20 protein-coding genes are annotated in these 21,867 nt (G+C 56.6%); 12 read left to right on the forward strand and 8 right to left on the reverse strand.

Annotated elements, in window-relative coordinates; genetic code table 11:
* Positions 1 to 405: 405 nt before the first annotated feature.
* Together EDF73_RS21305 and fdhD are read left to right on the forward strand one after the other, a co-directional pair.
* The gene (locus EDF73_RS21305; protein WP_132731050.1) at positions 406 to 2,718 is read left to right on the forward strand and encodes an FdhF/YdeP family oxidoreductase; all 2,313 of its coding nucleotides are present in this window, start codon (positions 406 to 408) and stop codon (positions 2,716 to 2,718) included.
* Positions 2,719 to 2,802: 84 nt separating this feature from the next.
* Positions 2,803 to 3,627: a formate dehydrogenase accessory sulfurtransferase FdhD gene (gene fdhD / locus EDF73_RS21310; protein WP_132731051.1), complete on the forward strand. Its 825-nt coding sequence runs from the start codon at positions 2,803 to 2,805 to the stop codon at positions 3,625 to 3,627.
* Positions 3,628 to 3,819: 192 nt separating this feature from the next.
* On the opposite strand, the gene EDF73_RS21315 is transcribed toward fdhD, so the two are convergent.
* Positions 3,820 to 4,032, reverse strand: a complete 213-nt coding sequence (locus EDF73_RS21315; protein WP_132731052.1) for a hypothetical protein — start codon at positions 4,030 to 4,032, stop codon at positions 3,820 to 3,822.
* 63 nt (positions 4,033 to 4,095) lie between these two features.
* On the opposite strand from EDF73_RS21315, the gene EDF73_RS21320 reads away from it, so the two are divergent.
* A complete protein-coding gene (locus tag EDF73_RS21320) occupies positions 4,096 to 4,368 on the forward strand; it encodes a DUF1471 domain-containing protein (RefSeq protein WP_132731053.1) in 273 nt (90 codons plus the stop codon).
* Between the two features lie 353 nt (positions 4,369 to 4,721).
* Here the strand turns inward: EDF73_RS21320 and EDF73_RS21325 are convergent, their stop codons facing one another.
* Positions 4,722 to 5,969, reverse strand: coding sequence for an acyltransferase (locus tag EDF73_RS21325; RefSeq protein ID WP_132731054.1), 1,248 nt, complete (start codon positions 5,967 to 5,969; stop codon positions 4,722 to 4,724).
* 223 nt (positions 5,970 to 6,192) lie between these two features.
* Positions 6,193 to 6,945 (reverse strand): glucose 1-dehydrogenase, encoded by a 753-nt coding sequence (locus EDF73_RS21330; protein ID WP_132731055.1) that lies wholly within the window; start codon positions 6,943 to 6,945, stop codon positions 6,193 to 6,195.
* A gap of 168 nt (positions 6,946 to 7,113) precedes the next feature.
* Between EDF73_RS21330 and EDF73_RS21335 the strand changes: the two genes are divergently transcribed.
* The 4 genes from EDF73_RS21335 (at position 7,114) to EDF73_RS21350 (ending at position 11,001) form a co-directional block, all read left to right on the forward strand.
* A complete protein-coding gene (locus EDF73_RS21335) occupies positions 7,114 to 8,010 on the forward strand; it encodes a LysR family transcriptional regulator (protein WP_132731056.1) in 897 nt (298 codons plus the stop codon).
* A 350-nt stretch (positions 8,011 to 8,360) separates the two neighbouring features.
* A complete protein-coding gene (locus tag EDF73_RS21340) occupies positions 8,361 to 8,648 on the forward strand; it encodes a DUF1778 domain-containing protein (RefSeq protein ID WP_132731181.1) in 288 nt (95 codons plus the stop codon).
* A complete protein-coding gene (locus tag EDF73_RS21345; protein ID WP_000533909.1) occupies positions 8,636 to 9,121 on the forward strand; it encodes a GNAT family N-acetyltransferase in 486 nt (161 codons plus the stop codon). The genes EDF73_RS21340 and EDF73_RS21345 overlap by 13 nt, the downstream gene beginning before the upstream one ends.
* Positions 9,122 to 9,825: 704 nt before the next feature.
* Entirely contained in the window at positions 9,826 to 11,001 is a 1,176-nt protein-coding gene (locus EDF73_RS21350; protein ID WP_132731057.1) for an MFS transporter, read from the forward strand.
* On the opposite strand, the gene EDF73_RS21355 is transcribed toward EDF73_RS21350, so the two are convergent.
* The gene (locus tag EDF73_RS21355) at positions 10,949 to 11,875 is read right to left on the reverse strand and encodes a LysR substrate-binding domain-containing protein (RefSeq protein ID WP_132731058.1); all 927 of its coding nucleotides are present in this window, start codon (positions 11,873 to 11,875) and stop codon (positions 10,949 to 10,951) included. The genes EDF73_RS21350 and EDF73_RS21355 overlap by 53 nt on opposite strands.
* Before the next feature lie 109 nt (positions 11,876 to 11,984).
* Between EDF73_RS21355 and EDF73_RS21360 the strand changes: the two genes are divergently transcribed.
* A complete protein-coding gene (locus tag EDF73_RS21360; RefSeq protein WP_132731059.1) occupies positions 11,985 to 12,563 on the forward strand; it encodes a nuclear transport factor 2 family protein in 579 nt (192 codons plus the stop codon).
* A 224-nt stretch (positions 12,564 to 12,787) separates the two neighbouring features.
* On the opposite strand, the gene EDF73_RS21365 is transcribed toward EDF73_RS21360, so the two are convergent.
* Positions 12,788 to 13,180 carry a nuclear transport factor 2 family protein gene (locus EDF73_RS21365; RefSeq protein WP_132731060.1) on the reverse strand — a complete coding sequence of 131 codons (393 nt, stop codon included), beginning with the start codon at positions 13,178 to 13,180 and terminating at the stop codon, positions 12,788 to 12,790.
* A gap of 90 nt (positions 13,181 to 13,270) precedes the next feature.
* Here EDF73_RS21365 and EDF73_RS21370 point away from each other — a divergent pair, with 90 nt between their 5' ends.
* The gene (locus EDF73_RS21370; protein ID WP_243655244.1) at positions 13,271 to 14,008 is read left to right on the forward strand and encodes a helix-turn-helix transcriptional regulator; all 738 of its coding nucleotides are present in this window, start codon (positions 13,271 to 13,273) and stop codon (positions 14,006 to 14,008) included.
* A 6-nt stretch (positions 14,009 to 14,014) separates the two neighbouring features.
* Here the strand turns inward: EDF73_RS21370 and EDF73_RS21375 are convergent, their stop codons facing one another.
* Positions 14,015 to 15,025, reverse strand: coding sequence for a substrate-binding domain-containing protein (locus EDF73_RS21375; RefSeq protein WP_132731183.1), 1,011 nt, complete (start codon positions 15,023 to 15,025; stop codon positions 14,015 to 14,017).
* A gap of 197 nt (positions 15,026 to 15,222) precedes the next feature.
* On the opposite strand from EDF73_RS21375, the gene EDF73_RS21380 reads away from it, so the two are divergent.
* Together EDF73_RS21380 and EDF73_RS21385 are read left to right on the forward strand one after the other, a co-directional pair.
* Positions 15,223 to 16,347, forward strand: coding sequence for an aryl-sulfate sulfotransferase (locus EDF73_RS21380; RefSeq protein WP_132731061.1), 1,125 nt, complete (start codon positions 15,223 to 15,225; stop codon positions 16,345 to 16,347).
* 56 nt (positions 16,348 to 16,403) lie between these two features.
* Positions 16,404 to 17,741 (forward strand): uracil-xanthine permease family protein, encoded by a 1,338-nt coding sequence (locus tag EDF73_RS21385; protein WP_132731062.1) that lies wholly within the window; start codon positions 16,404 to 16,406, stop codon positions 17,739 to 17,741.
* A 178-nt stretch (positions 17,742 to 17,919) separates the two neighbouring features.
* Here EDF73_RS21385 and oxlT read toward each other — a convergent pair whose 3' ends face one another.
* Positions 17,920 to 19,194, reverse strand: coding sequence for an oxalate/formate MFS antiporter (gene oxlT, locus EDF73_RS21390; RefSeq protein ID WP_132731063.1), 1,275 nt, complete (start codon positions 19,192 to 19,194; stop codon positions 17,920 to 17,922).
* A gap of 398 nt (positions 19,195 to 19,592) precedes the next feature.
* Positions 19,593 to 20,792 carry an MFS transporter gene (locus EDF73_RS21395; RefSeq protein WP_132731064.1) on the reverse strand — a complete coding sequence of 400 codons (1,200 nt, stop codon included), beginning with the start codon at positions 20,790 to 20,792 and terminating at the stop codon, positions 19,593 to 19,595.
* Positions 20,793 to 20,899: 107 nt separating this feature from the next.
* Here EDF73_RS21395 and EDF73_RS21400 point away from each other — a divergent pair, with 107 nt between their 5' ends.
* Positions 20,900 to 21,859, forward strand: coding sequence for an AraC family transcriptional regulator (locus tag EDF73_RS21400; protein ID WP_132731065.1), 960 nt, complete (start codon positions 20,900 to 20,902; stop codon positions 21,857 to 21,859).
* Positions 21,860 to 21,867: the final 8 nt, after the last annotated feature.

Consider the following 21,867-nt stretch of genomic DNA (forward strand, 5'->3'; position numbering starts at 1 on the left):
TTTGTTTAAAAACAACCAGTATGAATTGTAACGCAAAATTAACACTCGTGCCGGATAATAGTAAGTTGTTAATTATATAAGTCCAATAAGTTGTATCTATCAGCCAATAAAGCGAATTGATTACACAAAAGTGAATTGTGAGTTATTATTTTATTGTAAGGTTGTAATCATTAGCGTAGATGCTTGCGCGGGTTAATTCAAATAGATCGTTGTGTATTTAAATATATAACGCATGTGTTAATCCATAACAACAAAGTGGGTATTTAATTATTCATCACCCGGAATGAAGCCTAAGTCGCGAAATATATTTAACTCTTTCCCTTAAATGTTCTCTGAACATTTCACCCCGGGTTGCGGCGTGATTTAACGCGCCACGGCCATTGATCGCATACTGGAGTATTTACTATGGCGATAAAAAAACGAGCAGTGCCTGGGGTTCACCCATACGATGGGCCGGCGGGCGGCTGGGGGGCGCTGAAGGCGACCGCCATTGCGGTGCGCACGCAGATGGATACGCTGGAGGCGCCGGTAACGCTGATGCGTACCAACCAACCTGATGGTTTTGACTGCCCGGGCTGCGCATGGCCGGATAAAGAGCATAAGTCGACGTTCCAGTTTTGTGAAAACGGCGCCAAGGCCGTGACCTGGGAAGCCACCAGTAAACGAGTGACCGCCGAATTTCTGGCGGCGAATACGGTCTCTTCGCTGTTGGCGAAAAGCGATTATGAGCTCGAGGGATACGGGCGTTTGACCCATCCGCTGGCTTATGACGCCGCCAGCGATACGCTTCGCCCGGTCTCCTGGGAGGCCGCCTTTACCCGCATCGGCGAGATCCTGCGGAGCCTGCCACCTGACGAAGTGGAGTTTTACACCTCCGGTCGCGCATCGAATGAAGCCGCCTGGCTGTTTCAGCTGCTGGCCAGGGAGTACGGCACCAATAACTTCCCTGACTGTTCAAATATGTGCCACGAACCAACGAGCGTGGGCCTGCCGCAGTCCATTGGCATCGGGAAAGGCACCGTTTCATTAGAAGACTTTGACAGCGCCGAGATGATTATCTCGATTGGCCATAACCCGGGGACGAACCATCCGCGGATGATGGGGACGTTGCACGAGCTCGCCAGAAAAGGAGTGCCCATTATTGTCTTCAACCCGTTGCGCGAAAGGGCGCTGGAACGCTTTGCCGACCCGCAAAGCGTGATTGAAATGGCGACCTACAGCTCCACGGATATCGCCTCGTCGTACTATCTGGTGAAGGCGGGTGGGGATGCGGCAGCATTAAAAGGGATCGCCAAAACGCTGCTGGAGATGCAGGAAGCGCAGGGCGATGTTCTGGACATGGAATTTATTGCCCAGCACACCGAAGGGTTCCAGGCATTTGCCGACGATCTCAACGCCACGCCGTGGGCGGCCATTGAGGCTGAATCGGGTCTCAGGCAGGAAGAGCTGGCCCATGTGGCCATCGCTTATGCAAAATCCAATGCCACCATTATTACCTACGGAATGGGAATCACCCAGCATAATAAAGGCACCGCAAACGTCAGACTGATCGTCGACCTGCTGCTGATGAAGGGCAATATTGGCAAGCCCGGCGCCGGCGTTTGTCCATTACGTGGGCACTCTAATGTTCAGGGCAACCGTACCGTCGGCATTACCGAAAAACCGTCCGCTGAGTTTCTGGCGAAGTTAGAAAAGGTCTTCGGGTTTGTTCCGCCAAAACAGCATGGCCACGATGCCGTTCAGGCGATGCAGGCGATGATTGACGGCCGCTCAAAGGCGCTGCTGTGCCTGGGTGGCAATTTCGCGGTGGCGTTACCGGATCACCTGCGAGGCTATCCGGCGATGAAGGGGCTGGATCTGAGTGTCCATATCGGGACGAAGCTCAACCGGACCCATCTTCTGACGGCCAGGGAAACCTTCATCTTGCCGTGTCTGGGGCGAACAGAGCTGGACATTCAGGAGAGCGGTCGCCAGGCGATCACCGTGGAAGACTCCATGTCGATGGTGCATGCCTCATCCGGGAAGCTGAAGCCGGCTTCGGCGTTTTTACGCTCAGAGCCGGCGATAATTGCCGGAATTGCTGAGGCAACCCTGCCTGATAGCAAAATAGACTGGACACATTTGGTGGCGGATTATGACCGGATCCGTTTCCTGATCGAGCAGACGATACCCGGGTTTGAAGAGTATAACGAGCGGATCCGCCACCCTGGCGGTTTCAGAATGCCGCTCCCGCCGACGGAGAGGATCTGGCCAACGTCGACCGGTAAAGCGATGTTTTCCGTCTATAAGGGCGTGCATGAAAACATAACCGTCCCCGGCGAGGATATTTTCAGGCTAATTACCTTACGCAGCCACGATCAGTACAACACCACGATCTATGCGATGGACGACCGCTATCGGGGAATCTTTGGCCGTCGTGACGTGATGTTTATGAATGAACAGGATATGGCGCAGCACGGTCTGGAACATGGCGACCGCGTCGATATTGAAACCGCCCTTGCGGGTCAAACGGTTGCCGCCCGCCTGGAGGATATTACGGTGGTGGCTTATAAAATTGCCCCGGGTTCGGTCGGCGCTTACTATCCGGAAGCCAACGTGCTGGTTCCTTTAGATTATATCGATCAAGAGAGCGGGACACCTTCGTATAAGTCCGTCCCGGTGAAGATCACATTGCGTTCTAAGGAGATCCTGAAGACTCCGCATCGCAATGTGAAATAATACGCTGGCCTTCTTCGGCTTAAGCTGGAGAGGGCCATATCTTTGCCAACCCTATACTAATTTTAGTTACCTGGTTAACCGCAAATGAATACTGCCCGTCCCGACGTTCTCGATAATACCGCCGAATATCGCGAAGTCTCGCTATGGAGAGGCGCTAATCTGCAAACGCCGCAGGCTGATGTGCTGGCGGCGGAAGTGCCGGTTGCGCTCGTCTATAACGGTATTTCGCATGTGGTAATGATGGCTACGCCAAAGGATCTTGAACATTTTGCCATCGGCTTTTCGCTGTCTGAAGGGATTATCGAAAATCGTACTGAAATCTACGGCATTGATATTCTCCCGGGTTGCCGGGGGATTGAGGTACAGATTGAGCTGTCGAGCCGGCGTTTTATGGCGCTCAAGGAACGTCGGCGCGCGCTGGCTGGCCGAACCGGCTGCGGAGTATGCGGGGTGGAACAGCTGACCGATATCGGAAAGCCCGTACGGCCATTACCTTTTACGCAGACCATCAATCTGACGGCGGTGGATCGCGCCCTGAGCCAGCTCACCCGCTATCAGCCGGTGGGGCAGCTGACCGGCTGTACCCATGCTGCGGCGTGGATCAACGCCGCGGGCGAGCTCCCTGGCGGATATGAAGATATTGGCCGTCACATCGCGCTGGACAAGCTCCTCGGGAGCCGGAGCGGCAACCCGGAGTGGACAAATGGGGCAGCTCTGGTATCGAGCCGGGCCAGTTACGAGATGGTGCAGAAATCAGCGATGTGTGGGGTGGAAATCCTGTTCGCGGTCTCCGCAGCCACGACGCTCGCCGTGGAAGTGGCCGAGCGCTGTCATTTAACCCTGGTTGGCTTCTGCCGGAGCGGAAAAGCCACGGTTTACACTCACCCGCAGCGGCTACTGGCCCGGTGATAAATGCGCACCAGCCGCACTTCGGTGCGGCGCAACGTTACGTCGGGAAGAGAGCGAGCAGGGCATCATCAAAGCGTGAGGGTATTTTTGTTGTTCCGTTTCCCGTTCTTGAGTTAATGCGGTTCAATGTCGACCGTGGTGATAAATTCCTGCACGTTAATAGCCTTAGAGAGAAATATCCCTGGCCGGTTTTCACCCCATCTCTTGCAACCGTACGGGCTGCGCCTCTTCCTCCACGCTTTCAGCGATAACGCCGCCGTGAAATTGGCCGGCCAGGCTCAGCATTTTTTTTATCGCCAGATAAAAGCTTTCGCTCTCCAGGGTGAGCATTTTATTAATGTTGATAAAACGAGGGGAAGACTGTTGTAAATAACGATACGTGATTTTTTGTTGGTTTAACGGCAAAGACCCATTTCCTGACTATACTCATAGAGCTTCAAATGAGTTTCTTCCCAAGGAGATTACAGTATGAAAAAGGTCTTAGCCGCTTTAGCCCTTTCAGCACTTGCATTCGGCGCCTCTGCCTCTCAGCTAATTACCAAAGAAGAAGTATCCCATTTTAAACTCACCCATGTTGGCAGCATTTCTGTTGGGCCATCGGGTGGGCAATTTTCTTCACCTTCAGATCTGCATGACCAGCTTTCCAAATTAGCCGATGAAAAAGGCGGCAAGTTCTATGTTATTACGGCGGCCCGTGAACATGGACCAAACTTTGAAGCGACGGCCGAAGTTTATAAATAACGACCCTGGCGTAACAATGTCAAAAGGCCAGCCGCAGGGCTGGCTTTTTTGCCATTGTGTCTGAGCTGTCGTATTTTTTGTTTTGACCATGCGATTGAAATATCCTGTTGCTACTGAAATGAGGGTATATTCTTTTACCTTCCACACGGTTGTTATGATTATACACTTTGCCAGCTTTAAACTATTCTGTGCCCGGTGCCGCACTGCAGAGAAGCAATGTAGCTCATTGTAAAAGGTGACGAGCATGCATCAGCCGCAGACGGTTGAGGTATTTCTGCGGCGTCAGGCCAACGCTATTTTTCATCGGTAAATTGAGGCGCTCTTCGGCATCAGGAAAGATGCCGCTGTTATTTCTACAGGAAGCGCCGGGTCAGCCAAAGACGTACCGTCGCCACCACCCGTTCCTGAAATAACAGGCAGAGAAATACCGTCAGCGTCAGGTAGAGCAGGTACCCGGGGATTGACAAAGAGACCTGGCCGGCGGCGAGGATACAGCCCTGCCAGTCGCGCAGGCACAGCCCGGGGTCGCCCCGCAGCAGCTGTTCCAGGGTGCGAAACAGATTAAATAGCGGGACGTGCAGAGCGAAAATGGAGAGCGAGGTCGCGCCCAGCCGCGGCGACCAGTGTTCCAGCCAGCGGCTGTTCTGCGGCGCCCGGCTCAGGGCGCACAGGGCGATCAGCAGGCACTGCGCGGGCAGGAGCAGCCCGTTGTGCAGTAAAAAATACCAGTGACGGCCTTCAGTGCGGGTAATGAGCAGCATCGCGATCGCGAAGCTCAGCAGCACAAACAGGGCGGCGGCGGCACGCCAGCGGGGGCTCTGGCACAAGGCGGTAGCGCGGTAGCGCCTGAACAGCGTATAGCTGACGACGCCGGCCAGGAACTCCGGCAGCCGCAGCAGCGGGTTGCGCTGCAGCAGACCGGTATATGGCATACCGTATAACTGGTGCCAGACCGCCCATGCCGCCGGTAGCAAATAGAGCGCCCACAATACCAGGAAGATCGCGCCCGGACGGCGGACTGATACCAGACGCGGCGCCAGGAGCGGGAAGCACAGATAGAAAAAGAACAGCGTGGAAATTGACCATAGCGGCGCGTTGAAGGTCAGAAAGTACGGATTCCACGCCTGGAGCATAAAGACCTGCAGCAGCAGATTAAAAAACAGCTCCGGGTCAGTCATATAGTGACGTAGTAGTTCGCGCGCGGCGGGATCCAGCCGTTCATTGGTGTCATAAACCACAAAGCGCGGGCTGGCGACTGGGCCCTCCGGCGGGATCGCCAGCCATTGCATCAGGGCAACCACGGCAATCGCCGCCAGCAGGGCAATAATATGGATCGGATAGAGGTTAAACAGACGTTTGGCCCAGAAGCGCCTGGCGGACTCACGCATCCTGCCGTGGCGGCTGTAGATGTGGGTCAGCAAAAAACCGGAAAGCACAAAAAAGGCGCTGGTGGCAAAGAAGCCCATACTGGCTACTTCAGCCAGAAAAGGGACGCTTCTGGCCTGCGGATAGACGTGCAGGGAGTGGTACACCATGATGTAACATCCCAGCAGAAAGCGTAGCCACTCAAGTCCGATAAAGTGTTCGGTTTTTTTCTCCATCCTTACATTCCCGGCGGCCAAAAAGTTAATTATTTGTTAATAGTGTATCCGACAACGAGGATTGAGGGTATGCCAGCGTATGGAAAAGCTCGAAATATCAGTCTGGTGACATAGTGATGTAGGGATTGTTCCGCGTTTATGCCGCCTTCCGGATGCGTTTCCCGTCAGGCTGCCGTTCGCGGCAGCCTGATGACAGTCAGCACGTCGTCAAAGAGGGGAGCCGCTAAATGGTGATGCCGCCATCAATGCTGAGAGTCGTGCCGGTGATAAACCCCGCGCCGGGCGAACACAGGTACAGAACCGCGCCGGCGATCTCTTCGGGACGACCGGTGCGTTTCATCGGCTGCAGGCCATTGAGAAAATCACGGCCGTTTTCTTCAGCGCGCATCTCCTCGTTCATCGGCGTGTCGATAACGCCCGGACACACCGCATTGATCCGAACGCCCTGGGAAGCGAACTCCACCGCTGCCGACTTGGTCAGCCCGATAACGGCAAATTTGCTCGCGTTGTATATCGCCGACCCCGGAAAGGCCCTGAGGCCGAGGAACGAGGCGGTATTGACGATACCACCGCCACCGCTTTTCAGGATCGCCGGGATTTGGTGCTTCATACAAAGGGCGGTTCCACGCACATTGACGGTCAGGATGCGGTCGATGGCATCCGCTGAGGTTTCCGTAATGGGGGCAGGAGGGAGGAACAGACCGGCATTGTTGAAAGCATAATGTAAGCCACCAAACGCCTCGACGGCCCGCGCGACCGAGAGGGCAACGTGTTCTTCGCGCGAAAGATCGGCCCGGACGAAGAGTCCTTTGCCGCCGGCTTGTTCGATGAGCGTGACGGTTTCGTTACCCTCCGTTTCCCGCCGGCCGACCACAACAACGCTGGCTCCTTCCTGAGCAAAGGCAAGCGCAGTGGCCCGGCCAATACCCGAGGTGCCGCCAGTAACGAGTACCACTTTATCGATGAACGTTTTCATAGTGCTGAATCCTTGATGATAAGGGGGAAGACCTATTCCTGCTGATTGAGCCATGTTGAGGTTAAGGTCTGAAGCGTGTGCGGCAACTATAGGATGATTTATTATTACGGATAAGCCATGCTATATCGCATGTTTTAGTGGCTCACATTCATCAACAGGATAGCCGTCATGCGTACCAATGAACTGGGGGAACTGACCGCTTTTGTTGCCGTCGCCGAAGAGCGGAGTTTTCGCCGGGCCGCCGCGCGACTTAACCTGACCGCTTCGACGCTCAGTCATTCTTTGCGCTCACTGGAAGATCGCCTCGGCGTCAGGCTACTTAATCGCACCACCCGCACCGTCTTGCCCACTGCAGCAGGAATGGCATTGCTGGAGAAAATTGCGCCTGCCTTTTCAACCATTGCGCAAGCGGTGGAAGACGTGAACGCCTTTCGCCAGCATCCGCACGGTAGCCTGCGGATCAACGCGCCGCGCATTGCATACCAGATGGTCTTCGCGCCCGTTTTTCAGCAGTTTTCGCGCAATTTCCCCGATATAACGCTGGAAATATCGCTCAATGATAGCTTTGTGGATATCGTCAAAGAGGGCTTTGATGCCGGTATTCGTCTGCGCTCTGATATTCCGCAGGATATGAACGCGGTGCGGGTCACACAGGATTTCACCGCGGCCGTGTATGGTTCCCCCGATTATTTCCGCCGTTTCCCGGCGCCGAAAACGCCGCAGGATTTGCCACAACATTTGTGTATTGGCAGACGTCAAATTTCCAGCGGTAACCTGTATCGCTGGGAGTTTAACAAAGAGGGTAAACACCTCTCGATACCGGTAAGCGGGCCGTTGGTGCTGGATACGGTAGAGATGATGATCGACGTCGCACTCCAGGGGATCGGGTTAGTGTATGCCCCTGACAACGAAGAGAATCAGCAGCATGTTGCTGCTGGCCGGCTGGTGCGCGTCCTTGCAGACTGGTCGCCGACCGTTCCCGGTTTCTACCTCTATTTCCCCGGGCACCGGCAAATGTCAGCGGCGTTCAAAGCATTGATTTCAGCGATTCGCGTGGACGCCTGAGGGCGCCAGTTAAGACGGATAACTCGCACCTAAGTCCTTTCCTTCCAGTAAAGAAGGGCGTGATTTTATGGTCATTGCCTAAATAACGATCGGAGCCGCAAAAAAGGGTTCTTTCCTGTTTTTGTGAAGGCTTAAATCCGTAATGTATGTAGCACTGTCAGAGAGTGCATGAACTATAACGGCCCGCGTCTGATTTTTAAATTACCTTAGATTTACGAAACTGCGCTTGTTGATTATTTCTTACGTCTGCTTCTGGCACAAAGCGGACACCAGTAGTCAAAAAATGAAAAACGACAACTTGATGTATAGCGTTTGCTATACGTGGTGGTTATGCTATGCTTGTAAAGCAAATGCTATACAAGAGGTGTCTCATGAAATCAGATGTTCAACTTAACCTTAGAGCTAAGGAATCGCAGCGGGCGCTCATTGATGCAGCTGCAGAAATCCTCCACAAGTCACGTACAGATTTCATTCTGGAAATGGCCTGTCAGGCTGCCGAGAATGTGATCCTTGACCGCCGTGTATTTAACTTTAACGATGAGCAATATGCGGAGTTCATCGATATGCTTGATGCACCGGTCGCAGATGATCCCGTTATCGAAAAACTGCTGGCAAGGAAACCTCAGTGGGACGTGTAACAGCACCAGAACCTTTGTCCGCGTTTCATCAGGTGGCTGAGTTCGTCAGCGGTGAGGCTGTGCTCGATGACTGGTTGAAGCAAAAGGGCCTCAAAAATCAGGCTCTCGGAGCGGCCAGAACATTTGTGGTGTGCAAGAAAGACACGAAGCAAGTAGCCGGTTTTTACTCTCTGGCCACCGGCAGCGTCAACCATACAGAAGCGACAGGCAATCTTCGGCGTAACATGCCAGATCCCATCCCTGTCATTATACTTGCCCGTCTTGCTGTCGATCTCTCATTCCATGGAAAAGGGCTTGGTGCTGATTTACTTCATGATGCAGTACTTCGTTGCTATCGGGTTGCCGAGAATATTGGTGTACGTGCAATCATGGTTCATGCACTTACCGAAGAAGCCAAAAATTTCTACATTCATCATGGTTTCAAATCATCACAAACTCAGCAGCGAACATTGTTCCTTAGGCTCCCTCAATAGAACGCAAAGACTGTTACGTTCAAATCGCTATAAGCGATAATTTGATAGTACGTCTAAGGTTAAATCAGTAGGAATCCTTCAGGAAAGAATACGACGAACAAAACAGGGGGCGGCTTTTCTATGAGCGTCAAGAGGCAATAGTCGGATTCGCCGTAATCAGCATACGGGAAAACTGGCGAAGTACGCTGGCCGGGCAAAACCTCGTTCGCAACGTTTTGATAGCCAGTCAATCACATGAAGCTGTTAGTAATGCTGTTCAGGCTGTGTTAAAACTTTATCCGGGTACTGAAGCTGCACCCGGCATGATTCGTATAGGGCACGAAGAAAAAGTATCAGACTTTTTACTTTCATCTCAGGTGGAGGACCTAATGCATGAAACAGGTCAAGCATACTGACTTTATAAAGGAGGGGTTGGGCTTATGAAGCGACTTACCTGGCTATGCAATTTAACATAATATACATTATGCGCACCAAAGGAGCCGCAGGCAGGAACTGGCATTTTACGGTCATGATGATTCTGGTAGTTACAATCACATTCCGGCCTCTGCTATGGCGCTCACCAGCGTCAATAACCAAACCCCGTACGAACATCCGGCAACGAACGTCCAACCACATGAATACTCCCTGCCACAATTTTCCACGACGTGTGAGACGGCGTGAATTTCTGGACTCAGCATCATATAAAAAATGAACAACCGTACTTAATGGCGGATCCCATTTCACAGTCAGCCGTAGCCAATGCGTTAGAAACTGTTTACCTGTTTTCAAAACTTCTGCTTTCTACCTGCCTAATCGCGTATGACGCTGGCAACTCAACCTTTGCGCGTAAAACGCCTCGCCGGCAAAGCGCAAACGGCGCTAACGAACTGAAGGCGGTCGGCTATGCCGCCGGTTTGCTGTTCCTTGTGCCGCTTGGCGATGTGGTTAACCGCAAACATCTGGCGATCGCTCAGCTGCTGCTGTTGGCGGCAGCCTTGATCCTTGTCGGTTTCGCAAACCGCTGGATAATCTTGCTCATCGCACTGCTTTTTATCGGACTGATGGCGGTGGTGGTGCAAATTGTGGTGGCCTACGCCGCGGCGCTGGTGCCGGTGCAGCAGAGAGGCAAAGCGGTAGGTATGGTCACCAGCGGCGTGGTGCTGGGGATCCTGCTGGCCCGTTTGACCTCTGGCGTCATTGCCGATCTCACCGGGTGGCGAGCGGTTTATCTGAGCTCAGCCGGCCTGATGCTGCTGATGGCCGGCGTGCTGAGCCGGGCGCTCCCTTCCCTTTCCCGCCCGCCGCTGAACGCCTCTTATCCGACGCTGATGCGCTCGGTGCTGCGGCTTTTTATCACTGAACACACGCTGAGGATCCGCGGGGTATTCGCTCTGCTGATTTTTGCCGCCTTCAGCGTATTGTGGACCTCGATGGTATTACCGCTGAGCGCACAGGGACTCAGCCATACCCGGATTGGGCTATTTGGCCTCGCGGGCATCGCCGGTGCCCTCGCCGCCTCAAAAGCCGGACGGTGGGCGGACCGCGGGGCCGGGCAACGTACTACCGGCCTGTCGCTGGCGCTGCTGCTCTTCGCCTGGCTGCCGATCGCCTACGCGCAGACCTCCCTGCTACTGTTAATTGTCGGCATCATTATGCTGGATTTCGCCGTCCAGGCGGTACACGTGACCAACCAGAGCCTGATCTTTGCCGCCAGACCGGATGCCCAAAGCCGTCTGGTGGGCGCTTACATGTGCTTTTATTCCACGGGCAGCGCGCTAGGCGCCGTGGTGGCAACGCAATGCTACGCCCTGTGGGGCTGGTATGCGGTATGCCTTGCGGGCGCCGCCTTCAGCGCGCTGGCTTTGCTGTTCTGGCTGTGGCAGCAGAAGGCGGCGCTTTAGACGAGGTGGCCAGTTCAAGCCAGGCCGTTACCGCATTTCCCGGCTCTTCAGCGCGGCCGATAATCACCAGGTTCGCCATCACCTCCGGAGCGTCGAGGCGACGATAAACCAGACCAGGGATACTGACCTGCTGCAGCGGGGCCGGTATCAACGCCACCCCCAGCCCTGCCGCCGCCATGGCCAGCACGCTCAGGGTGCTGGCGGAACGATGGGCAACGTGGAACCGGGTTCCCAGCATCCGGGCCAGCATGAGATAAAGCGGCTCATGGCTATCGTGGGCCTCGTAGAGAATCAATGGCGCGTCGGCGAGCATCGGCACCGCGATCCGCGAGTGTGCGGTAAAAGGGTGATCGTCAGGCAGCGCCACCATCATCTCCCAACGCCCGACCTGATGTACCCTGATGGCGGGTGAACGGGTGGTGCTATTATCAGGTGTGTAGCCAATATCTAACTGGCCGGCGAGAATCGCCGCCACCTGGCGCTGCGGGGCGATCTCCTCGATAACCACCTCGGCATCCGGATAGGTTTTACGGAAATGACGCAGGTCGGCGATCATCTTGCCGCTGAAGATGGCATTGCCAGCAAAACCGACCCGTACGCGGCCCGTTTCACCGCGGATAGCCCGCTCGACGGCGAGGCGAGTATGTTCAACCTGTTCCAGAGTCCGCCGCGCCTCGGCCTGCAGAAGCAAACCGGCCTCGGTGAGCTCGACGCGGCGGCTGGTACGCATAAATAAGGCGCCGCCCAGCTCAGCTTCGAGGGCCTTAATCTGCATACTGAGTGCCGGCTGCACGATATTCAGCCGCTCGGCAGCGCGCCCGAAATGCCCTTCTTCGGCGACCGCCATGAAATATCGCAGGTGGCGTAACTCCATAACATGCTCCATCAATCACTTCAAATGATTGTTCAGTCAAATCTATCTATTAGAGTTTAATCCTCTTTGTCCGCAAACTGAATGCCGTCAATTAACGGGAGTTCACGCTATGCACAATCAACCGCAAGACCGCCAACAACTTAATGATCTGGTTAACGGCTGGATACACCGCGACCTCGGCGAATGGGATCGGTTACGCGATCTGTTCCATCCCGATGGCACGATTGAGATCACCTGGTTCGAGGGGTTAGCCAGCGACTTTGTCGATGGTTCAATGCGTATGGGGGCATCGGATTTACGTACCAAACATCTTATCGGCACGCCGGTCATCACCTTTAACGCCAGCGGCAACAAAGCGATTCTTGAGACCAATGCGATGATTATCGCCGAGAACGTCACACTCAACGTCGGTTGTGAATGCCACAACCGGTTTTACGATTTGGCTGAAAAAAGAGCGGGCGTCTGGAAGTTTTTTCACCGCCAGAGCGTTTACGATATGGGCACCTTCACCTTTCCACTCGGCCCCGTTGAGATCGATAAGACGGTCGCCATGAAGTACCCGCGTGAATATGCCGCCCTGGCCTATTTACTCGAACAGAGCGGTTTCCCGCTGGGCAGAGTGTTTGCCACCCGCGGTAGCAAGCTGGAAGCGGAGATGAAAGCCAACGGGCAACGCTGGCTGAAATAGCGTCGATCCCGGCGCGCTTTCCGCCGCTGCACGCTTGCGCTTAGCCGACCCCTTCGCCGGCCATGCAGGGACGCTGCGCCTGGCGTCCCCCTTCACTAAAGTGACCCTGTCACGGACTCAGAAGCTGACGATGCCGGTTGAAAATACGCTGCATGCCCGGACCATACTGGATTTTTGGTTCAACGAAACCTCCGCCGCTTGCTGGTTTAGATCGGTGATGAACATTACTGCCTGCTTCCCAGATCGCGATCCTCGGGCTCGCCATCGATCTGACGGGTGAGCTCCTCACAGCGGATAATTCGCCCGTCAGCCAGCGTAAAGCGGGCCAGAACCTCAAATACGCTCTCTGCGCCCTGGTCTTTTGTCACCTGCACCTGATGGTGAGTGAAAACGGTCTCTCCCTCGCCGACAACCGCCAGAAATATAATGCGCATGCGCCGGGTATGTGCTTTAAGCAGCGCCATATGTTGAATAAACCCGGTGTAATCCAGCCGTTTGCCGTCCACCTGCTGCTGATAATCTGCGGAAAAATAGTCGGCGATCCGCCGTTCGTCATGCTGGGGATGGTTGATAATATCCTGTAGTGCGTTGATAACTATCTGCTTTGACGGTTTCATCTGTTTTACCCTCGGTGAAAGCCTTCAGTCTACAGAGGGTGCGGAAAGGTATATTATCCGTATCTGGACATGATATACGGTTAATCGGCCATGATGATGCGTACCCACGCCTTTGAGTATCCACCTCACCACCGGACGCCCTGGCACCAACATGAGTCGGGGCAGTTATACTGGCTGAAACACGGCGTCATTGTCATTGAGACGGCGTGCGCGCAGTGGACGGTCACCCCCGGGTCGCTGGGCTGGTTTCCTGCGGGCCTGCCACATCGCGCCTGGGCTCCCGGCGCGCTACAGGGGAGCAGCCTCTATTTCACGCCGTCGGCCGCGGCGCACTTCCCCGCGCAGCCGGGTATCTATGGCGCTGAGCGTTTTGTTCAGGCTCTTCTGCAGCGGGCCGAACAGCTTAGCCAGGCCGATTTTGCGGCTGATTATTCGCAACACCTGCTGATGCTCATCGGCTATGAGCTGGCGCGCAGCGCCGAGATCCCCCTGCACCTGCCGCTACCTGGCGACCGGCGGGCGCGAAACGTCGCGGATGAACTGCTCAACAATCCGGCAACGGCTCAGCCTCAGCAGCAGCTGGCGCAGCGCTGGGGCCTCAGCGTACGCACCCTGAGCCGCCTGTTTCGTCAACAAACCGGGCTGAGCTTTAGCCAGTGGCGGCAGCAGGCAAAGATCGTGGTTTCGCTACAGTGGTTGCTGGCCGGAGAAACGGTCAGCGAGGCGGCCGCGCGCAGCGGTTACGGCAACGTCAGCGCCTATATCGACGCCTTCCGGCAACGCTTTGGCCAGACTCCCGGTCAGTTTCAAGCGGCACGGCGCGCTTGACGATCCTTACGACGATCTGCTCGAGGCTCTGACCACCAGTTCCGGCATCTGCCCGCGGCTGCCGAGCACGTTATGCCCGGCCAGGACTTCAAACAGCAGCGTCACGGCCTGACGGGCGACCTCGTCCAGGTGCATATTCACCGCCGTCAGCGGCGGCAGGGATTCCCGGGCGCGGATACCGTCATAACGGGTGGCTAAGCGCATCCGCTGCGGGATGGCGATCTCCGCGTCGTGAAAGGCGCGCACGGCCCCGCTGGCAAAGGTATCGACCAGCACCAGCACGCCGTCCACCTGGGGATGGGCCTGCAACATCTGCCGCGCCGCCTGATAGCCGGCCGTTTCCCCCTCCTGCTCATCGAGGTAATAGATCACCGGCGCCTGCCGCCCCTCGCACCAGAGGCGATAGGCGGCCTCCGTTTCCAGCGTGGAAGTCCGCGGCGTACGCCCGACGAAGAGCGCGCAACATTCAGCGCCTTCTGTCTGCAGGTGCGTCAGCAATAGTTTCGCCGTCGCCGCCGAGTGCAGATCCACCCACGGCACCGGCGTTAACGAACCCGGCGTGCGGCCAATGGTGATACAGGGGATCCCCGCCTGTTGCAGAGCCTGCAGCTGCGGATCGTTTTCGGCGGGTTCCAGCAGAATGGCGGCATCAAAGGTCACCATATCCAGCGGGTTCTTTCCGGGCGGGACCAGGATCAGCGCATGCTGCTTCTCCAGCGCCATAATCGCCGCCGTGAGCGCGACCTCCATCATAAATCCCAGTTTTGATGCCCCGGAAGCGATGGTCAGCGGCAAAGAGGAAAGGAGCGCAATGGTGTTGGTTTTCCCGGTGCGCAGCTGGCGGGCGCGAATATTCGGCGTGTAGTTCAGCGCCTGAATGGCCTCTTCAATGCGTTGTCGGGTCTCAGGTTCGACAAAACGGGTGTGATGTAACGCATTGGATACGGTGCCCGGCGATACGCCGGCATAGCGAGCAACATCAATGAGTCTGGCGCGTTTTTTATCTTGAGCAGTCATCTGGCTGGCGATCCCTGAGAGTTTACGCACAGGGTAGCACATTTCCGGGGTATGAATTTCGGCACTATTACATAACAAAATCATATTAAAAAAGTGGCCGTTTAGCGTAGCTCTCAGACAAGCATTCCTATCTAATGCTGTTTCATTAAAACGTTTTAATGACATATTTAGCGGCAAATTACCCTTCAGGAGGCTACGTGGCACACTTATCTCAGGACCCTGCTTTTACCCTCGGACGCCGTCCGAGCGGGCTGACTCTCGCCAACAAAGAGAAAAGCTTCGGCGGCTATACCCTTTTCGCCCCGCAAACTGCCGAAGGCCGGGTCTATCTGGTTGATGAGCAAGGAGAGGTGGCGCACCAGTGGCAGCTCCCGGTTCGTGCCGGGCGCGATGCGGTGCTGCTGCCTAACGGTAACCTGGGCTATAACGGTAGCCACCGCACGTCGGCCAACCTCTACCCGGCGTGGGATCTCTGGCACGGCGGCGATTTCTATGAAGTCACCCCGGATAACGAAGTGGTCTGGCATTACGAAGATATTTTCCATCACCACGACGCGCAGTGGCTGGCGAACGGTAATCTGCTGTATACCGCCGCGGCACCGCTGCCGGCGGAAATTGCCGCCCGCGTCACAGGCGGCGACCCGCGCCGCGATGCGCCGGACGGCGTCATTCAGAGCGACGTGGTCAAAGAGGTCAATCGCGAGGGGGAAGTGGTGTGGGAATGGCGCGCCTGGGAACACCTGGCCCCGGAAGATTTCCCGGTTCATGAGATCTTCGACCGCCGACACTGGCCGATGATCAACGGCCTGTCGCTAACCCGCGACGGCCTGGTGCTGATGAGCCTGCGCACCACCTCGGGGGTGATTGCCGTCGATAAAGCGACCGGCAGCGTGGTCTGGCACGCGGGTCCGGATGTCGTCGCCCAGCAGCACACCCCGGTCGAGATGGCAGACGGTGCGATTCTGGTATTCGATAACGGCAACCTGCGCCCCGGCGTGACCTCACCACACTCCACGGTGCTGGAGTTCGACCCCCACACCCAGGCCATTCGCTGGCAATATCGCGATATTTTCCCGCCGGCCTTTTTCTCCCCCTATATGGGAAGCGCCCAGCGGTTGGCTAACGGCAACACGTTTATCTGCGAGTCGGCCTTTGGCCGCCTGTTTGAAGTGACTCCGCAGGGAGAAACGGTGTGGGAATACATTATTCCTTACTTCAATGAATACCCGGAGCATCTCAGCAAGGGGATTATTCCCGGTAAGCAAAACAGCGCCTTCCGCGCGCACCGCTACGCGGCCGATGCGGTACCGTGGCTGAAATAACCGTGCTCCGCCGGCCGCGGCTGGCGGGGATTTTCTCACCTCGTTGGGAGGCATTTATGCCGCATTCTGACTCCGTTGTGCCGGATGTTGTGCCGGATAATGAAGCCTTGCCCTGGCAAACCAGGCTGCTGCTGGCGCTTCAGCATGTTCTGGTGGTTGCCGCCACGCCGATCACCGCCGTTTTTCTCATTGCCCAGGCGCTTCACTTCAGCGATAGCGTCACCACCTCGCTGCTGAGCGCCACCTTTTTGATGTGCGGGCTGGGGGCTATCCTGCAAAGCCTCGGCATCGGCGGCTTCGGTGCGCGTCTGCCGTTTATTATGGTTCCGGGCGGCGCGCCGGTCGCGATCTTTATTGCTATCGCGTTGCAGACCAATATTCAGACGGCAATTGGCGCGGTGATCTTAACATCGCTGTTTTACTTTCTTGCCCTGCCCGTTTTTCGCCGCTTTCTGCATCATTTCCCGCCGTTTATCATCGGGATAATGCTGCTGTTGGTCTCGATTAACCTGATTCGCCTGTACGGTGGGCTCATTAGCGGCCAACCGACCAGTAGCCATTTTGCCCAGCCGACAAACATTATCCTGGCACTGGCCACCATTCTGATTACGCTGCTCTTCGCGCTGGTCTTCCGCGGTATTCTGCGGCAGCTGGCGGTGATGTTCGGCCTGCTGGCCGGCACCCTGCTCGGGATACTGCTGGGTAGCGCCGATTTTAGCAACGTCAGCCACGGGCCGCTGCTCAGCCTGCCGCAGCTGTTCCCGTTCGGCTGGCCGGTCTTCAATCTTTCCGCGTCGCTGCCGTTACTGATTTACGCGGTGATTTCGATGGCTGAAGCAGCCGGGCAAACGATCGCCACCGCGGAAATAGTCAAATCGCCGCAGCGCGTCCATCAGCTGATTCCGCGCACGATCCGCGGCGATGCCATCATCTCGCTGCTGGGGGGGATTTTCGGTACCTCGCTGATCATCACCTCCGGCGAGAATATCGGCGTGGTGCGGACCACTAACGTCAAATCACGCCACGTCACCGCGCTCGCCGGGGTGCTGCTGATCCTGATTGCCCTGTTTTCCCCGCTGGTGCGCCTTGCCGCCGCTCTTCCCGGCCCGGTGGTCTGCGGTACGGCGGTGATTGTCTTCAGCATTATCGGGGTCATCGGCATCGATATGATTGCCCGTGAACCGCTCCACGCCCCGGGTAAAACCTATGCCTTAGCCATTGGTCTGGCAATGGGCATGCTGCCGATCCTCGTGCCGGGCCTGTACCAGAATTTCCCCGCCGCGATACAGATGGTGCTGGGAAACGGCATGGCGGCCGGCACCCTGACCGCAATCGTCGTCAATTCACTATTCCTGTTAAGCGAAAAACGCGCTGCCTTGCGGCTAAAAGACTGAACTGCGCAATAAAAAGCACGCTCTGCCCCGGAGCGTGTCTCATTTCTGGCCGACGGTAGGGGTGTTTATTCAGGTCAAATTGTCGGTTTCTACCTGCTCTGCTCTCAGTCGCATCGCGGCGCGCTGGCATAATCATGCGCCCGGTTTGTCCCGACGGCGAGCGCCGTCGGGGTAGCCGTTAGCGGATCGCTGTTTGAGCGCTATGTTGATTGATAAACCGCGCGCGCCACGGTTTTAACAGGCCAATGGCCAGCGCGGCGGTCAGAAAATCAAGCCCGATCGCGCAGCTGAAGACCACGTGCCAGCCGTGAGTATGCTGATACAGCAGGGCCGCCAGCGGGCCGCCGAATATCGAGCCAATCCCCTGCGAGATATACAGCCAGCCATAGTTTGCGGCCGCATATTCGCTACCGAAAGTGTCAGTCAGCGTCGAAGGGAATAATGAGAAAATTTCGCCCCAGCCGAAAAACACCACCCCGGACAGCAGCACAAACAGCAGCGGATCGTCGCGGCACGCCAGCCATAACATCATCGCCACGCCTTCCAGGGCAAAGGCGATAAACATCGTCTGTTCCCGGCCATAGCGATCGGAGATCAAACCAAACAGCGGTCGCGTCAGACCATTGGTAAAACGATCGATGGTCAGCGCTAGCGGCAACGCCGCCATACCGAACACCACCGCCTTGCTGATGCCAAAATCTTCCGCAAAGACCGCCATTTGCGAGGTCACCATCAACCCGGAGGTGGACATCATCGCCATCATCGCAAACATCAGCCAGAACAGCGGCTGGCGCAGCATTTCGCGGGAGGTGAACTGGTGGCTGCTTTGCGCCACGCGGTGACTGGCGGGCAGCGTTCCCCGGGCGGGAGGAAGTCTCAGCCCCTGGCTCGCCAGCAAACCGACGGCGGCAAAAATAATGCCGAAGACGGTCATGGTCCGTTCGAGACCGTAGCTGCCCAGCGACAGCGAAATGGGAAAGGTGGTCATAATCGCCCCCATGCCATATCCCGCGGCGACGGCACCTGCGGCAAAGCCCCGGTGCTGCGGAAACCATTTCACCATCAACCCAACCACGCCGATGTAGACGATCCCGGTCCCCAGCCCGCCCAGACAGCCGTAAACCAGATACAGCGCCGCCAGGCCAGTGACCTGCGCAGACAGCACCCAGCTAAGTCCCGCCATCACCGTACCGATGGAGATCAGCAACCGCGGGCCAAATTTCTCAACCAGTTTCCCCTGGAACGGGGAAAAGAAAGTCTGCAGGATAATTAATAGCGAGAAAGTCACCTGCAATTCTGCTAACCCCACCCCCAGCTTCTCGGTCAACGGTCGGGTCAGCAGCGTCCAGACATATTGCGGACTGGAAATCGAGGCCATACAGATCAGGCCGAGTGAAAGCTGTGTCCATTTACCCCATTTCGGAACAACTAAAGGTTCTCTGAGAACGGTCATCGGCAGCTCCTGTCATCCGTTAATTGCCCCTGGTGAAGAGTCCCCGCGGCCATCACGCTCCCCGGTCTGCTGTCGCTTAATCTGTTTTTCGCCACTGTATTTCCCCTGTCTGCGCCAATACTTATACTGCTAAGCATTAAGCGTGCCATGATTTATATCATTTATTTATCAGTGGGTTATATGAAAGCATGCTGCGAAGACATTGACTGCGTGGCGCGCCTTGCCCCCCCGATGTGCGCGGCCATGTTCCGGGTATGTGCGTATGTGCAGAGAGAAAGTGAGATCCGCTATACTGGCGAATCAGCAGAGACCTATAAGGAGAGAACGTGACGAGGGAGAGTATCGCCTGCTGGAGCGCGCCCGGCAGGCGATAAAAAATGCGCCCGCAGGCGCATCGTTCACTCTTCGCTGACCGTGGATTTTACCCGCACGCTGGTGAAGACAATAATCATTGCGCTCAGCAGAAGCAGGCCGCTGCCGGTAAAAACTCCGCTGGCGCCGTTAAGATCGAACACCGCCCCGCCGCCGGCCGCGCCGGCGCTGATGGCCAGCTGAATGGACGCAACCAGCAGTCCGCCCGCGCTTTCGGCTTCATCCGGCACCGTTGTCGCCAGCCACGTTGACCAGCCGACCGGCACCAGGCCGAAGGCAAAGCCCCACATCGCCACCAACAGGCCGTCCAGCATCGCGATATGGCCGAAGGTGACCATCATCAACGCCAGCACGCTCATGGCAAAAGGAACCAGCGCCAGAGTCAAACGCAGGCTTCTGCTCAGCAGATATCCGGCGATAGAGGTCCCGACAAAGTTCGCCACCCCGAAGCCCAGCAGAATCAACGAGACCCCTTCGACGCTGGCCTGTGCCACGGTCTCAAGGAACGGACGCAGATAGGTGAAAAAGGCAAAATGGCCGCTGAAAATCAAGATGGTGGCCAGCATTCCCCCCACCATGCCGGGACGGCGCAGGACTTTAAACAAGGTGGCAAAACTGCCTACGCTTTCCGGGCGCATTGACGGCAGGACCCACAATTGCCACAGCAGCGCGATAAAGCTTGGCACCGTACAGAGAATAAAGACGTTACGCCAGCCGATCAGGGCGCCGGTATAGCTACCCAGCGGCGCGGCAACTACCGTCGCAATAGACACGGCGGAGAAGATCACCGCCAGCGCTTTCGGTACCAGGGCGGGAGGAACCAGACGCATGGCGGTGGCGGTGGACATCGACCAGAATCCGCCGATCGCAATCCCCAGCAGCAGGCGCCCCAGCAACAGAAATTCCAGGGAGGTGGCGAATGCCACCATCAGGCTGGAGATAATCTGCAGCAGGGAAAAAAACATCAGCACCCAACGACGGTCGATATTTTTGGTGGCAGGGGTAATCAGCAACCCGGTGACCAGCGCCACCAGGGCCGTGGCGGTTACCGCCTGCCCCGCCATGCCTTCGCTCACGTGCAAACTGGCGGCCATCGGTGTTAACAGGCTGGCGGGAAGAAACTCTGCAACAATAAGGCCGAATACGCCCAACGCCAGCGCATAAACGGCTCGCCACGCGGGTTTTGCATTCGCCAGACCCTCTTCGGCTGCTATGCAAGAACTCATATACATCTCTCCACAATAATTAACATTTCGTCAGCTTAGGGATTTCCGTTCGGACGATCTATGATGCATACTCTGCAATTATTGATTATTCGTCCGGGATTACGTTTATGACCCGCCAGACTCTCGACCTTACCAGTGAACTCCTGCGCGGCATGCGCCTGTCGGGAGTCAACTACCGCCGCATTGAAACCGTCCGCCCGTTCGGGGTGGAGTTCAGCTATGTTCCCGGCAAGGCGCAATTCCACTTCATCAGTCGTGGGCCGGTGCTGCTGCGGATGGCCAGCGGCCAGCAGCTGAATCTGGAAAGTGGCGACGCGCTGTTTATTCCCAACGGCGAGAGCCACGCGCTGCTGTCAGACGACCGCGCGCAGGTTATCAACGTGATGCAACTTCCCAGCGAACCGGTATGTAACACGGTGCGCTGCGTCAAGAATGACGGCGCGGAGAGCGCCCAGGACAATGCCGTGATTTTCAGCGGCTGCATGGATTTTGAACTGGGGGGCCTGCAGCCGCTGGTCCAGGCGATGCCGGAAGTGATGCTGGTGAGTCGCCTGCTGAAAACCTGGCCGGAAATTCACCCTCTGCTGCTGGCGATGGAGCGTGAATCCCTCACCCGCCAGGCAGGCTATGCCGGGATTCTGGCGCGACTCGCCGATGTGGTGGCGGCGCTGATTGTCCGCGGTTGGGTGGAGTGCGGCTGCGGCAACGCGACGGGCTGGGTACAGGTGCTACGCGATCCGAAACTTGCCAGGGCGATTTACGCCATGCATCAACAGCCCGGAGTGAACTGGAAAGTCGAAGAGCTGGCCCGCGAGGCCGGGACATCGCGTTCCGTCTTCGCCGAGCGCTTTCTTTCCGCCACCGGCACCACGCCCGCGCGTTATCTGACGGAGCTGCGCATGCGGCTGGCGGTTCAGTATATTTCTGACGAGGGGCAGAGCCTGGAGAAGGTGGCGTTCAGACTGGGTTACAGCTCACTGGCCGCCTTCAGCCGGGCCTTTAAACGTATCACCGGCAAGGCGCCAGGCTCGCTACGCGATATACCCCGCGGCGAAACGGTGCTGTAGTCCACCGC

The organism is Klebsiella sp. BIGb0138 (assembly GCF_004342285.1).
Classification (GTDB): Bacteria; Pseudomonadota; Gammaproteobacteria; order Enterobacterales; family Enterobacteriaceae; genus Klebsiella.

What these genes read in the sequence shown, in the direction of transcription:
- fdhD (WP_132731051.1), top strand. Translation starts at nt 2,803, where the DNA reads ATGAATACTGCCCGTCCCGACGTTCTCGATAATACCGCCGAATATCGC.
- EDF73_RS21340 (WP_132731181.1), top strand. Translation starts at nt 8,361, where the DNA reads ATGCTATACAAGAGGTGTCTCATGAAATCAGATGTTCAACTTAACCTT.
- EDF73_RS21370 (WP_243655244.1), top strand. Translation starts at nt 13,271, where the DNA reads ATGATGATGCGTACCCACGCCTTTGAGTATCCACCTCACCACCGGACG.
- oxlT (WP_132731063.1), bottom strand. Translation starts at nt 19,194, where the DNA reads ATGACCGTTCTCAGAGAACCTTTAGTTGTTCCGAAATGGGGTAAATGG.
- EDF73_RS21335 (WP_132731056.1), top strand. Translation starts at nt 7,114, where the DNA reads ATGCGTACCAATGAACTGGGGGAACTGACCGCTTTTGTTGCCGTCGCC.
- EDF73_RS21320 (WP_132731053.1), top strand. Translation starts at nt 4,096, where the DNA reads ATGAAAAAGGTCTTAGCCGCTTTAGCCCTTTCAGCACTTGCATTCGGC.
- EDF73_RS21350 (WP_132731057.1), top strand. Translation starts at nt 9,826, where the DNA reads ATGGCGGATCCCATTTCACAGTCAGCCGTAGCCAATGCGTTAGAAACT.
- EDF73_RS21395 (WP_132731064.1), bottom strand. Translation starts at nt 20,792, where the DNA reads ATGAGTTCTTGCATAGCAGCCGAAGAGGGTCTGGCGAATGCAAAACCC.
- EDF73_RS21400 (WP_132731065.1), top strand. Translation starts at nt 20,900, where the DNA reads ATGACCCGCCAGACTCTCGACCTTACCAGTGAACTCCTGCGCGGCATG.
- EDF73_RS21375 (WP_132731183.1), bottom strand. Translation starts at nt 15,025, where the DNA reads ATGACTGCTCAAGATAAAAAACGCGCCAGACTCATTGATGTTGCTCGC.
- EDF73_RS21360 (WP_132731059.1), top strand. Translation starts at nt 11,985, where the DNA reads ATGCACAATCAACCGCAAGACCGCCAACAACTTAATGATCTGGTTAAC.
- EDF73_RS21385 (WP_132731062.1), top strand. Translation starts at nt 16,404, where the DNA reads ATGCCGCATTCTGACTCCGTTGTGCCGGATGTTGTGCCGGATAATGAA.
- EDF73_RS21305 (WP_132731050.1), top strand. Translation starts at nt 406, where the DNA reads ATGGCGATAAAAAAACGAGCAGTGCCTGGGGTTCACCCATACGATGGG.
- EDF73_RS21325 (WP_132731054.1), bottom strand. Translation starts at nt 5,969, where the DNA reads ATGGAGAAAAAAACCGAACACTTTATCGGACTTGAGTGGCTACGCTTT.
- EDF73_RS21330 (WP_132731055.1), bottom strand. Translation starts at nt 6,945, where the DNA reads ATGAAAACGTTCATCGATAAAGTGGTACTCGTTACTGGCGGCACCTCG.
- EDF73_RS21365 (WP_132731060.1), bottom strand. Translation starts at nt 13,180, where the DNA reads ATGAAACCGTCAAAGCAGATAGTTATCAACGCACTACAGGATATTATC.
- EDF73_RS21355 (WP_132731058.1), bottom strand. Translation starts at nt 11,875, where the DNA reads ATGGAGTTACGCCACCTGCGATATTTCATGGCGGTCGCCGAAGAAGGG.